Raw genomic sequence first — 11,997 nt, forward strand, 5'->3', positions numbered from 1 at the left:
GCGGTTCGGAAGTGTGTCGATCGCTCTCAGAGAGTGTCAAGGGTTTTGACCAACTCTTCTGGTGCATCGTCAGATGCCGTGATTTTCAAGGGGATTCGCGCTGTCGGAGGACTGGGGGCGGACTGCCGGCCCGACTCGAAGGCGCTCGGCCGACTGTTGACCAACACGGCATGTTCGCGCAAACATGATGAGGGTCAAGAGGTGCCTGGGCACCACCGTGCGAGAGGAACTGCACCATGGCGAAGGATGGGCAGCGGCCACGCAAGCCCCGCTCCCCGGCCGCGGACCGCCCCAGGCCCCCGTCGATGGCGGATGTCGCGGCCATGGCAGGGGTTTCGGCGCAGACCGTCTCCCGCGTGGTCAACGCGACCGCCCGCGTCGACGACGCGACCCGGGACAAGGTAGTCCGAGCCGTACGCATGCTCGGGTACCGCCCCAACACCGCTGCCCGGGCGCTGGCCACCGGCAAGTTCCGGATGATCGGCGTCATCAGCTTCGATCTCACGGCGCACGGAAACGCACGCACGCTGGAGTCGATCGTCTCCGCCGTCCAGTCCACCGAGTACTCGGTCAACGTCGTCGTCCCGCAGGCACCGACCCAGGAAGCGGTGCTGGACGCCTTCCGGAGACTGAGCGGTCATGCGGTCGACGGGGTCATCGTGAACGAGGCGCAGATCCTGACCGGCTCACTGGTGCTCCCCTCGGGTCTTCCGGTCGTGGTGGTCGACGGCGGCGACGACCATCGCTACCCCGGCGTCCACACCGACCACGCGGCCGGTGCGGAGATCGCCGTGACACATCTGCTGGGACTGGGCCACACCACGGTGTGGCACCTGGCCGGCCCGCAGGACTCCCACCCCGCACGCCGCCGGGCCGAGGCATGGCAGCGCGCGCTCCTGACGGCGGGCGCTCCGGTCCCGCCGGCCGTCCACGGCGACTGGAGCGCCGAGAGCGGCTACCGGGCGGGCCGGGAACTCGCCGGCCGACCGGAGGCCACCGCGGTGTTCGCCGCCAACGACCAGATGGCGCTCGGGATGGTCCGTGCGCTCCGCGACGCAGGACGCTCGGTCCCGCAGGACGTGAGCGTGATCGGGTTCGACAACATCGCCGAATCCGCCTACTTCCTCCCCCCGCTGACCACAGTGGACCAGGACCTCTCCCGGGTCGGCGCGGCCTGCGTGGACCGGCTCCTGGGCCAGATCGAGGGCGCCGCGTCGACGGACTCGTCCATCGTGTCGGTCATGCCGACCCTGGTGGAGCGCGACAGCGCGGCGCCGCCCCGGGTCTGAGGTGCCGGGCGAACGTCGCCCCCGGCAGCGCACACGCGGACATGTACAGCACACGCGGACACGCACACGCACACGCACACACGCGCACGCGCACACCCGCTCATGAGGCGTGACGCCCTGCTGAAGTACCTGAAGGGGTAGGCAAGATGAACTCTCCGGCACACGACCGTGCCCGAGCCCTCGGCACGCGACTGGGCGGCCTCGGGTTCGGCGGCGACTACAATCCAGAGCAGTGGGACGAGGCCACCCGCGCCGAAGACCTGCGCCTGATGAACGAGGCGGGCGTCAACCTCGTCAACCTCGCCATCTTCGCCTGGGCCCGCGTCGAGCCCGTCCGTGACGCCTACGACTTCGGCTTCTTCGACACCGTCATGGACGACCTGGCAGCTCACGGCATCACCGCCGACCTGGCCACCATGACCGCGTCGCCACCCCCGTGGCTCGCCGTCGAGCACCCCGAGATCCTGCCGGTCACCGCCTCCGGAGGCATCCTGTCCCCGGGAGGCCGCCAGCACTTCTGCCCCTCCAGCCCGGTCTACCGCGACCGGGCCGTCCGCCTGGTCGAAGCCGTCGCCGCGCACTACCGCGACCACCCGGCGCTGGGCCTGTGGCATGTCGGCAACGAGTACGGCATCCATGTCGCCGAGTGCTTCTGCGACACCTCCGCCGCCGACTTCCGGCACTGGCTCGCGGCCCGGTACGGAGACGTCCACGCGCTCAACGAGGCGTGGTCCACCGACTTCTGGTCGCAGCGCTACACCTCCTTCGACCAGATTCTGCCGCCGCGCACCGCACCGACCTACCCCAACCCCTCCCAGCAGCTCGACTTCAAGCGGTTCAGCAGCGACGCCCTGCGCACCTGCTTCACCCTCGAACGCGACGTGCTGCGCCGCATCACCCCCGATACACCGGTGACCACGAACTTCCTCGCCGGACACAAGTCGGTCGACGTCCACGCCTGGGCACCCGAGATGGACGTCCTCGCCCTCGACAGCTACCCCGACCCGCTCTGGGAGGCCGCCCACATCGGCGCCGCGCTGTCGTACGACCTCCTGCGCGGCGCGGCCGGCGGGAAGCCGTGGCTGCTGACCGAGCAGGCCCCGTCCGCCGTCAACTGGCGCGGCCGCAACGGGGGCAAGAGCCCCGGCCAGATGCGCCTGTGGAGCTGGCAGGCCGTCGCACAGGGCGCCGACGCCGTCATGTACTTCCAATGGAGGCAGTCCCGCGGCGGCGCGGAGAAGTTCCACTCCGGCATGGTTCCGCACGCGGGGGCCGGGACCAGGGTGCATGCCGAGGTGCGCGAGCTGGGCCGTGAACTGGCCCGGGTTCCCGAGCTGGCCGGCACGCGCATCCGCAACGAGGTCGCGATCATGTTCGACTGGGAAAACTGGTGGGCGCTGGAACTCGACTCGCACCCCTCGGACGGCGTGCGCTGCCTCGACCGCGTCCTCGACCACTACGCCCCCCTGTTCGCAGCCGGGGTCGGCATCGACGTCGTCCATCCCTCCGCGGACCTCTCCCCGTACAAGCTGCTCGTGCTGCCCAGCCACTACCTGCTGTCGGCCGAGAACACCGCGCGGATCAACACGTTCGTGGCGGGCGGGGGATCCTTGCTCGCCTCCTTCTTCACGGGGATCGTCGACGAGCACGACCGTGTGCACACGGGCGGCTATCCCGCTCGGCTGGGCGACGTACTGGGGGTACGGGTCGAGGAGTTCTGGCCGGCCGCAGAGGGTGAGCCGGTCCCTCTCCGCGCTCCGGAAGCAGACGCCCCGGCCCCCGCGCCGGCGTCCCTGTGGCGCGAGGACGTCAAGCTCACCGGCGCCCGCCCCGAGCTCTTCTTCGCCGGGCCCGACTGGGACGACGACCGCCCGGCGGCCACGGTGCACACCCACGGCGGGGGGACCGCCCGCTACGTCGCGACCCGCCCCGACCCCGGCACGATGCGGGTCCTCGTCGACCGCTCACTCGCCGACGCGGGAGTCGCCCCCGTTCTGCCCGGCCTGCACACCGGCATCCAGGCGGCGATCCGGCACGGCGCGGATCACGACGTCCTCATCCTGCTCAACCACACCGGGGACACGCACGACGTGACGCTGTCGGCCGACCGCCGGGACCTCCTCGACGTTCGAAGGCCCCTCGTCCGTCACGTGACACTCGAACCGCGGGGCGTCGCCGTCCTCGGCAGCGACGGCGGTTGAGCGAGCCGCCGCCCCGCCCCACCGACCCACGTCCACCCCCACTCCCTCCGGAGGACACTGTGAGAAAACCCCTGCTACCGGCGGCACTCGCCGCGGCGCTCCTGCTCGGAGCGCTCGGCGTCTCCCCGGCCGGCGCGTCCACGTCCACGTCCACCACGACCGCGACACCTGTGACGGCCGGCATACCGGCCGTCACCTCCGACTCCTGGCGCCCGCCCCTCAGCACCCGGGGCCGCTACATCGTCGATGCCGAGGGCAACCGCTTCAAGCTCAAGTCCGCGAACTGGCACGGGGCTCAGGGCTCGTGGAGCGGCTCCGGTGACATCAACGACCCGGCCAGCCACCACGACGGCGAGAAGGCCGACCAGATGCCCCTGGGCCTGGACCGCGCGCCGATCGCGCAGATCCTCGCCGGATTCCAGGAACTCGGCATCAACAGCATCCGGCTGCCGTTCTCGAACGAGATGCTGCACGATCAGCGCCCGGTCTCCGACGCCTCGGTCGCCGCCAACCCGCAACTGCGCGGCAAGACCCCGCTCCAGGTATTCGACGCCGTCATCGCCGCCACCACGTCCGAAGGCTTCGCGGTGGTCCTCAACAACCACACGAACACCTCGCGCTTCTGCTGCGGTCTGGACGGCAACGAACGCTGGAACACCAGCCAGTCCACCGCTCAGTGGGAGAACGACTGGATCAGCCTCGCCCGTCGCTACAAGGACAACAAGCGCGTCGTCGGCGCCGACCTCTACAACGAGGTCCGCCGCACCGTCACCGACGACGCCAACTGGAACTGGGGCAACGACCACGACTGGTGGGCCGCGTCCCAGCGCCTCGGTGACCGGCTCCTCACCGAGGCCAACCCCGACCTGCTCGTGATCGTCGAAGGCATCAACTGGCAAGGGATCCCGGCCGACGGGCTGCCCCACGGGCGTCCCACACTCGAACCGGTACGGACCCTCTCGCACACCCTCGTGGCCTCGAACAAGCTGGTGTACGCGGCGCACTTCTACGGCTACACCGGACCCAACCACACAGGCGCGACCGGCATGGGCGAGACCCACGACCCGCGCTACCAGGAACTCTCCCGCGAGGACTTGTTCGCCACGCTGAAGCGGCAGGCTTTCTACGTCACCGCCGAATCCGGCAGCCACTTCACCGCACCCCTGTGGATCAGCGAGTTCGGCATCGGCAGCGACGAGACCAACCCGCAGGCGCGCGCCTGGTTCGGCAATTTCGTGGACTACCTGATCGCCAACGACACCGACTTCGCCTACTGGCCCCTGGTCGGATGGACCGGACACGGCACCTGGTCGATCCTCAACTTCGACGCGGCGGGCCGCCGTTCCGGCATCCTGGACAGCGGTGACTGGCGCGCGGCCAACTGGAACCGGCTCGTCTCCGCACCGCAGAGGAGCGGCCAGGTCTCCGTCTCCGACACCTGGGACATGCTCAACCTCGACCACGCCGACGCTGTCCAGTCGGCCCGCATGCGGACGCTCGCCGACTGGGACCCGGGCGCCCGCAAGGGCACGTGCCCCGACGGACAGCGGCTCGTCGGCCTGGCGCACCGTGACGGGCGCGGGCTGTGCACCGACGCCGGGGCCGCAGGTCTGGCGGCCGGCAACGCGGCGTCGACCGTCGTGAGCGACGAACGCCACGTACAGCAGGGCGACTGGGCGGGCGGCTACACCAAGTTCCAATGCGGGCTGAACCAGTTCATGATCGGCTACAGCCTGCGCGGCCAGGCGGTTTCCGCGGTCCTGTGCGCCCAGGCGGGCAGGACCCTGGGGACGAACGGCCGTACCGTCTGGTTCGACCGGGGTGACGGCCGGCCGGCCGGAGGACCCGGGGGAGAGTTCGCGTACGGCAACTACAAGGGGCAGTGCGGAACGGACGAGTACGCCGCAGGCATCGCCTTCACCGGAGCGTGGGCCAAGGGCAAGACGCCGGACGCCCTGCTCTGCCGCAAGCTGTAACGCCCGGCGCCGGGCGCCCGGCGGCGACGGCCCACGTCACCTCGCCGCCGCCGGGCGCCACGGCCGCTGAAGCTCTGAAGTCCCTCAAGTGGCGTGGCCGTCCTTCCCCCCTGCGACGAGAATGGCGGGAACGGATACGGGGGTGGAGGGCATGGGCTATGTGGTGGTCATCGCGATCGTCTTGATCGTGATATTCATCGCGGCGGTGCGCGACAAGGGCAAGCCGTCATCGAAGCGGCACAACAGGTCGTGGGGTTCCGGCGACGGCGGCGGGTTCGGATGCGGTGGCGGCTCGTCCTGCGGCGGCGGCTCGTCGTGCGGTGGCGGCGGAGGCGACTGACCCCACGGGCCGCGCCGCTGCCGCCGCCCACGGATTGCGGCACGATCCGCGGCATACCGCAGAATTGCCAGCTGAAGCCAGGATCTGCGGACATACACGGGGGTTGTGTTGATTGACGTGATCGTTGCCGGTGGCGGACCGACCGGTTTGATGCTGGCCGGCGAGCTGCGGCTGCACGGGGTGCACGTGGTCGTACTGGAGAAGCTGACGGAGCCGACCGGGCAGTCCCGCGGGCGCGGCCTGCACGCGCGCACCGTCGAAGTGCTGGATCAGCGCGGCCTGCTCGACCGTTTCCTCGCCGTGAGCGAGCGGTTCCAGGCCGGCGGTTTCTTCGCCGGCATCACCAAGCCGTGGCCGGACGGGGTGGACACCGGACACCCCTACGGCATCGCCATCCCGCAGCCGGTCACCGAGCGCCTGCTGACCGAGCGCGCCGTCGAACTCGGTGCCGAGATCCGGCGGGGCTGCGAGCTGGCCGGGCTGAGCCAGGACGAGCGCGGCGTGACCGCCGAACTGGCGGACGGCACACGGCTGCAGGCCCGCTACCTGGTCGGCTGTGACGGCGGCCGCAGCCTGGTGCGCCAGCAGCTCGGTGTCGGCTTCCCCGGTGAGCCGGCCAAGGTCGAGACGTTGCTGGCTGATGTGGAGGTGACCGAGGAGCCGGGGACACTGGCCGCCGTCACGGCCGAGATCCGCAAGACCCACGTACGGTTCGGGGTCGTGCCCATGGGGGACGGGGTGTACCGCGTCATCGTGCCCGCCGAGGGGCTGGCCGAGGACCGTACGACCGCGCCGACGTTCGAGGAGTTCAAGCAGCGCCTGCGGGCGTTCGCGGGTACCGACTTCGGGGTGCACTCGCCGCGCTGGGTGTCCCGGGTCGGCGACGCCAGCCGGCAGGCCGAGCGCTACCGGGTCGGCCGGGTGCTGCTGGCCGGCGACGCGGCGCACATCCACCCGCCGACCGCCGGGCAGGGGCTCAGCCTGGGCATGCAGGACGCGTTCAACCTCGGCTGGAAGCTGGCCGCCGAGGTGGCCGGCTGGGCGCCGGAGGGGCTGCTGGACAGCTACCACGCCGAGCGCCACCCGGAGGGTGCCCGCGTACTGGCCGAAACCCGTGCGCAGGGCTTGCTGCTGGAGGAAGGTCCCGGTGCGACCGCGCTGCGGGAGCTCTTCTCGAAGCTGCTCGACTTCGAGGACGTGAACCGGTACGTGACCGAGATGATCACCGGGGTCGGGGTCCGGTACGACTTCGGGGAGGGGCACGAGCTGCTCGGCCGGCGGCTGCGGGACGTCGGGCTGAAGCGGGGCCGTCTCTACGAGCTGATGCGCGGCGGTCGCGGGCTCCTGCTGGACCAGACCGGACGGCTGTCGGTTGACGGCTGGGCCGACCGGGTCGACCACGTCGTCGACGTCAGTGAGGACCTGGACGCGCCGGCGGTACTGCTGCGGCCGGACGGCCACGTGGTGTGGGCCGGTGAAGACCAGCGGGAGCTGCCCGGCCGGCTGACGGAGTGGTTCGGCGCGCCCGTCGGCTGAGCGGCCTCCCCGTCGTCGGCCCCTCGCTCTCACGACGGCCGCTGAGGGGCTGTCCGTGATCCCGGTGGGTCAGCATCCCCGTCGGACTTCCGGCAACGCACCGGCGTGCAGCAGTCGGCGTCGTGCGCCCGCCGGGGACGGATCACGGGACGGCCCTGAGGTCACGGGTCCGGCTCCTGGCCGGCGGTCGGGGCGAGGGCGAACGGGCTGTCGTCGAGGCGGGCGAGGAGGTCGGCCGGATCCCGGTACACGGCTGTGGCCCCGGCCTCCTCGAGGTCGGCGCGCGGAATGCCGCCGCACAGGAGGCCCACGCAGGTGACGCCGGCCCGGGACGCCGCCTTCATGTCCCAGACCGTGTCGCCGACGAAGACGGCGCTGTGCGCGGGCGCGTCGGCCAGTTCGAGGGCGTGGCGCACCGGGTCGGGGGCGGGCTTGCCCTCGTTCACGTCGTCCGAGCTGGACGTCGCCGTGAGGGCGTCGTCGGCGTCGACCGCCCGTCGGAGCGCGGCCAGTTCGGCCTCCCGCGCGGACGTCACGAGGACCACCCGCCAGCCCCGCCGGTCCAGCTCGCGCAGGAGCTCGGCCGCCGAGTCCAGCGGGGGCAGCCGGTCGAAGTACGTGCCGTACAGGGTGTCGTGGGCGGCGGTCAGCGTCCCGTCGCCGTCCGTGTCACGGTCCTCTCCCAGCAGGTGCGCGAGCAGGTCCTCGCCGGGCAGGCCGATCGCGCGGTGGATGTCGTGCATGGCGACCTCGTGCCCGGCCTGTCTCAAGGCCTCCCACCAGCACGTGACGTGGAGGTGGTTGGTGTCGGCGAGGGTGCCGTCGACGTCGAACAGCGCGGCCCGGTTCATGGGCGCCTCCCGCGGGTCCGCCAGGAGCGCCGTTGCGCGGTCCTCAGGGGGAACATGTGGGGCGCCTACCCGCAGCCACACCCCGCACTCCTCGGGCGCTTGCGGGGTTTCACGTCCGGGGTTTCACGTGCGGGGTTTCAGCGGCTCCGGACGGGTTAGGCGCCTCCCTGCAGAAGGTGACACGCATCAGTGAGGCACTCCGTGAGCCGTGATACCGCCCCGTCGGCGCCGTACCGACCGACCGCCCCACGGACACCTCGCTCCCGCTCCCGCTTCGGGTCCCGGTCCCGCTCGCCCCCGCCTGCTCGCGCCACCCGGCCGGTCCACGCCGCAGCAGCCCCTTGAGGCCACCGGTCACGGGCGTGCCCCGCCTCCCGCGGCCCGAGGGGTGCCCCGGCCGAATGCGGGTAGGCGCGGAGGGTGAGATATGTGAGCCGCGGCACGGCCTACCTGCGTGACAGCCGGTACCTCACCACCCGGATCACCGCCGACGGGCGTGACGGCTACCGGGTGGAGCCCGGCCGCTACCGATTGGTGGTCAGCCGGGCGTGTCCGTGGGCGAACCGGGCCGTGATCGTACGGCGGCTCCTCGGGCTGGAGCAGGCCCTCCCGATGGCCGTCGCCGGGCCCGTACACGACGAGCGCAGCTGGACGTTCGACCTCGATCCCGGCGGACGCGACCCGGTGCTCGGCATCGAACGGCTCCAAGAGGCCTACCTCGCGCGCGATCCCGGCTACGACCGGGGCATCACGGTGCCGGCCATCGTGGACGTTCCGACCGGCAAGGTGGTGACCAACGACTTCGCCCGGATCACGCTCGACATGTCGCTGGAGTGGACTTCGTACCACCGGCCGGGGGCGCCGGCGCTCTACCCGCCCGCGCTGCGGCCACACATCGACGCCGTGAACGAGGTGGTGTACAGGGACGTCAACAACGCCGTCTACGAGGCCGGGTTCGCCGGCACCCAGGAGGCGTACGCCGACACGTACGCGCGGCTCTTCGCCCGGCTCGACCGGCTGTCCGCCCGGCTCGAACGGTCGCGCTACCTCGTCGGCGACGCCATCACCGAAGCGGACGTACGGCTGTTCACCACGCTCGTACGGTTCGACGCCGTCTACCACGGCCACTTCAAGTGCAACCGGCACAAGCTGACCGAGATGCCGGTGCTCTGGGAGTACGCGCGCGACCTGTTCCAGACTCCCGGCTTCGGCGACACCGTCGACTTCGACCACATCAAGCGGCACTACTACCTGGTGCACACCGACATCAACCCCACCGGGATCGTGCCGGCCGGCCCCGACCCGGCGGCCTGGCTCGCACCGCACGGCCGCGCCGCCCTGGGAGGAGGCCCCTTCGGCGACGGCACCGGGCCGGGGCCGGTCGCTCCCGGAGAAGCCGTACCGGCCGGCCACGGCCCGTTCCCCTGAACGCCGCGCCCGGCGCTCCGGGCACAGGACGTTCGTCCGGCGGAGCGCATGCGTACGCGGCGCTGCGACAGGCGTATCTCAAGATGCGGTCCTGTACCGCCCCGGGCAGGATCTCAGGCGGGACCTCTGCCGCCGGACCACGGCAGGGCCTTCGGCCGGAGCCCGTCCGCACAGCGTGCGCGGGGAGCCGGGCGAGCCCCGTACCGGGGCCACGAACCCGCAGGTCCGATCCCACGAGCGAAGGAGATCACCATGGCTGACAAGGGCAAGATGGACCAGGCCAAGGGCAAGGCGAAGGAGACCGTAGGCAAGGTCACCGACAACGACCGGATGAAGGCCGAGGGCAAGATGGACCAGGCCAAGGGGAAGGCCAAGGAAGCCACGGCCGACGCCGCGGAGCGGGCCCGTACCGCCAAGGACACCATCCGCGACACGGATCGCTAGCCCGCTGCCGGCCCCTGCCGGCCCGGTCACGGCACACGCGTGACGCACCGCCCGTACCCTGCCCGACGATGTACCGGGCGGGGTGCGGGCGCGCACGTGCGGGGGTGCGCGGGGGTGCGCGGGCACGCGGAGGACGCGGGGGTGAGCGGAGGTGGGGGCGGCGTGGGCGTGGCGTGCGACCCGAGGAACTGCGCTACCGGGGTGGGGTGCCGTCGGTCACGGTGAGGACCTGGTCGGCGCCGGTGATCTCCAGCAGCCGTTTCACGACGCGGCTCGGGGGTCCGGCCACGACCACGTCGATGCCGCGGTGTGTGTGGAGGAGCAGGTTCAGGAAGGAGGAGTCGGCGAAGGTCACACGACCGGCATCGATGACCAGCCGGCTGACACCGTCGGCCACCGCAGCCTCACAGACGCTGCGGAGCGCCTGGAGAGTGTCCAGGTCGAAGTTCCCGACGCAGCACACCGTCCGCTGACCGTTCTCGTCCGGCGCGACTGAAACCGCCTGTTCCGTCATGTGGCCTCCGCCTCCCGGTTGAACTTCCCTCCCGTTTAAGCGTCGCCAGGGGATTTCGCAACCAGGCACTCGCGCGGCCGTCCGAAATCGTTCACTTCTCGGCCTGGATCCGCCCGGCCATCCGCCCGCCATCCGCCCGGTTAGCCATGTGCAGCAGGAGCCGTCGGCCCGCAGGCCGCGCACCGGTCAGGCCGCGGTCACCCAGGCCCGGGCCCGGGCCTGCCGACGCAGCTCGACCCGTGCAGCCGGGGAGCGGCCCGGGGCCTCCCAGAAAGGGTGGGCGGCGATGCGGCAGGACAGCGTGATGAGCCTGCGGCGGAGCACTGTCGAGCCGGCCTGGGAGGGGAGGCGGGCCAGGTCGGAGTAGGTGCGGATCCATGCGGCCTGGAGGGTGAGCAGGTCGTCTGGGAAGTGGATGGACGTCATCCACTAATTCAATCAAATGTTCGAATAATGACGCCAGCGGGGCGCACACCCCTGGCGCACGCACCTGGCACACACCCCTGGCGCACGCACCTGGCACACACCCCTGGCGCACGCACCTGGCGCCGCGTCCACCATCCGCGGGATAGGTGATCGCCCCCGGCGCAGGTGGCAGGTGCCGGTCGTGCGGCCGCCCTGCTCGATTCCGGATGCGCGTCCCCGGCTGGGCGACTCGCGTACCGGCATGCCGGGCATGTCGTCCCGGTTCTGGTCACCCTGGGTGCGGCTTCTTCCTTAACCCTCCCTCGAACAGAAGGTGCCATGATGGCCGCGAGTCCCTTCCCCCTTGCTCCCCGCCCCATGACCGGCAGGACCACGCCCTCTGACATCGGCCTGCCCGTGCTGCGTGTCGTCCTCGGCGTGATCATGGCCGTCCACGGAACCCAGAAGCTGTTCGGGTGGTTCGACGGCGTCGGCGTCAAAGGCACGGGCGCGTTCTTCAGCAAGGCCGGCTACCCGGCCGGCGAGACCATGCCGACGATCGCGGGCCTGACCGAGACGCTGGGCGGCCTGGGCCTGATCCTCGGCCTGCTCACCCCGCTCGCCGCCGCCGGGATCGTCGGCATCATGATCAATGCCATCTGCGTCAAGTGGACCGGCGCCGTCTTCGGGCTGGAGGGCGTCGAGTTCGAGTCCCTGATCATGGCCGCCGCCATCACCCTGGCCCTCGCCGGTCCGGGCCGCTTCGCCCTGGACCACTTCCTGCCGGTGCTCCGCGACCACCGGCCGGTCTACGGCGTCCTGGCCCTCGGCCTGGCGGTCGTACTGGCGGCCATCGTGCTGCTGCTGCGGGACTGACGCAGGCCCGGCGTGCCCTCGGCGGCGCTTCCTCCAGCGCTTCGGGGTCCTCGGCAACGTACACAGCGCAGACCGTGCCCACTGACGGACAGCCCGTCGTCAGCCCGGCGACCGCGTTTCCCCACGGGGGAAGGAAG

The 11,997-nt window shown here is 71.4% G+C and carries 11 protein-coding genes; 8 read left to right on the top strand and 3 right to left on the bottom strand.

Annotation, left to right across the window (positions count from 1 at the left end; all coding sequences use genetic code 11):
* Positions 1-236: 236 nt before the first annotated feature.
* The 5 genes from ACFCZ1_RS03720 (at position 237) to rox (ending at position 7,342) form a co-directional block, all read left to right on the top strand.
* The gene (locus ACFCZ1_RS03720) at positions 237-1,289 is read left to right on the top strand and encodes a LacI family DNA-binding transcriptional regulator (RefSeq protein ID WP_376676682.1); all 1,053 of its coding nucleotides are present in this window, start codon (positions 237-239) and stop codon (positions 1,287-1,289) included.
* Between the two features lie 146 nt (positions 1,290-1,435).
* Complete coding sequence (locus ACFCZ1_RS03725) at positions 1,436-3,490, top strand: beta-galactosidase (protein ID WP_376676683.1); 2,055 nt, start codon at positions 1,436-1,438, stop codon at positions 3,488-3,490.
* Between the two features lie 59 nt (positions 3,491-3,549).
* Entirely contained in the window at positions 3,550-5,466 is a 1,917-nt protein-coding gene (locus tag ACFCZ1_RS03730; RefSeq protein ID WP_376676684.1) for a glycoside hydrolase family 5 protein, read from the top strand.
* A gap of 151 nt (positions 5,467-5,617) precedes the next feature.
* On the top strand, positions 5,618-5,806 hold the full coding sequence (locus ACFCZ1_RS03735) for a hypothetical protein (protein ID WP_376676685.1): 189 nt from the start codon (positions 5,618-5,620) through the stop codon (positions 5,804-5,806).
* Positions 5,807-5,914: 108 nt separating this feature from the next.
* On the top strand, positions 5,915-7,342 hold the full coding sequence (gene rox / locus ACFCZ1_RS03740) for a rifampin monooxygenase (protein ID WP_376676787.1): 1,428 nt from the start codon (positions 5,915-5,917) through the stop codon (positions 7,340-7,342).
* Between the two features lie 161 nt (positions 7,343-7,503).
* Here the strand turns inward: rox and ACFCZ1_RS03745 are convergent, their stop codons facing one another.
* Positions 7,504-8,193, bottom strand: coding sequence for an HAD family hydrolase (locus ACFCZ1_RS03745; RefSeq protein WP_376676686.1), 690 nt, complete (start codon positions 8,191-8,193; stop codon positions 7,504-7,506).
* Positions 8,194-8,613: 420 nt separating this feature from the next.
* On the opposite strand from ACFCZ1_RS03745, the gene ACFCZ1_RS03750 reads away from it, so the two are divergent.
* Both ACFCZ1_RS03750 and ACFCZ1_RS03755 read left to right on the top strand, forming a co-directional pair.
* On the top strand, positions 8,614-9,621 hold the full coding sequence (locus ACFCZ1_RS03750; protein ID WP_376676687.1) for a glutathione S-transferase family protein: 1,008 nt from the start codon (positions 8,614-8,616) through the stop codon (positions 9,619-9,621).
* Positions 9,622-9,873: 252 nt separating this feature from the next.
* On the top strand, positions 9,874-10,065 hold the full coding sequence (locus ACFCZ1_RS03755; protein ID WP_376676688.1) for a CsbD family protein: 192 nt from the start codon (positions 9,874-9,876) through the stop codon (positions 10,063-10,065).
* 193 nt (positions 10,066-10,258) lie between these two features.
* Here ACFCZ1_RS03755 and ACFCZ1_RS03760 read toward each other — a convergent pair whose 3' ends face one another.
* A complete protein-coding gene (locus ACFCZ1_RS03760; RefSeq protein WP_376676689.1) occupies positions 10,259-10,579 on the bottom strand; it encodes an STAS domain-containing protein in 321 nt (106 codons plus the stop codon).
* 186 nt (positions 10,580-10,765) lie between these two features.
* The gene (locus tag ACFCZ1_RS03765) at positions 10,766-11,005 is read right to left on the bottom strand and encodes a hypothetical protein (RefSeq protein ID WP_376676690.1); all 240 of its coding nucleotides are present in this window, start codon (positions 11,003-11,005) and stop codon (positions 10,766-10,768) included.
* 357 nt (positions 11,006-11,362) lie between these two features.
* On the opposite strand from ACFCZ1_RS03765, the gene ACFCZ1_RS03770 reads away from it, so the two are divergent.
* Positions 11,363-11,860 (top strand): DoxX family protein, encoded by a 498-nt coding sequence (locus tag ACFCZ1_RS03770; RefSeq protein WP_376676691.1) that lies wholly within the window; start codon positions 11,363-11,365, stop codon positions 11,858-11,860.
* Positions 11,861-11,997: the final 137 nt, after the last annotated feature.

This window comes from Streptomyces sp. NPDC056224 (assembly GCF_042267665.1).
In the GTDB taxonomy this organism is placed as follows: domain Bacteria; phylum Actinomycetota; class Actinomycetes; order Streptomycetales; family Streptomycetaceae; genus Streptomyces.

Bases quoted from the DNA above. Each gene is read 5' to 3' on its own strand.
- ACFCZ1_RS03765 (WP_376676690.1), bottom strand. From the start codon at position 11,005: ATGACGTCCATCCACTTCCCAGACGACCTGCTCACCCTCCAGGCCGCA.
- ACFCZ1_RS03720 (WP_376676682.1), top strand. From the start codon at position 237: ATGGCGAAGGATGGGCAGCGGCCACGCAAGCCCCGCTCCCCGGCCGCG.
- ACFCZ1_RS03760 (WP_376676689.1), bottom strand. From the start codon at position 10,579: ATGACGGAACAGGCGGTTTCAGTCGCGCCGGACGAGAACGGTCAGCGG.
- ACFCZ1_RS03770 (WP_376676691.1), top strand. From the start codon at position 11,363: ATGACCGGCAGGACCACGCCCTCTGACATCGGCCTGCCCGTGCTGCGT.
- ACFCZ1_RS03725 (WP_376676683.1), top strand. From the start codon at position 1,436: ATGAACTCTCCGGCACACGACCGTGCCCGAGCCCTCGGCACGCGACTG.
- ACFCZ1_RS03735 (WP_376676685.1), top strand. From the start codon at position 5,618: ATGGGCTATGTGGTGGTCATCGCGATCGTCTTGATCGTGATATTCATC.
- ACFCZ1_RS03745 (WP_376676686.1), bottom strand. From the start codon at position 8,193: ATGAACCGGGCCGCGCTGTTCGACGTCGACGGCACCCTCGCCGACACC.
- ACFCZ1_RS03755 (WP_376676688.1), top strand. From the start codon at position 9,874: ATGGCTGACAAGGGCAAGATGGACCAGGCCAAGGGCAAGGCGAAGGAG.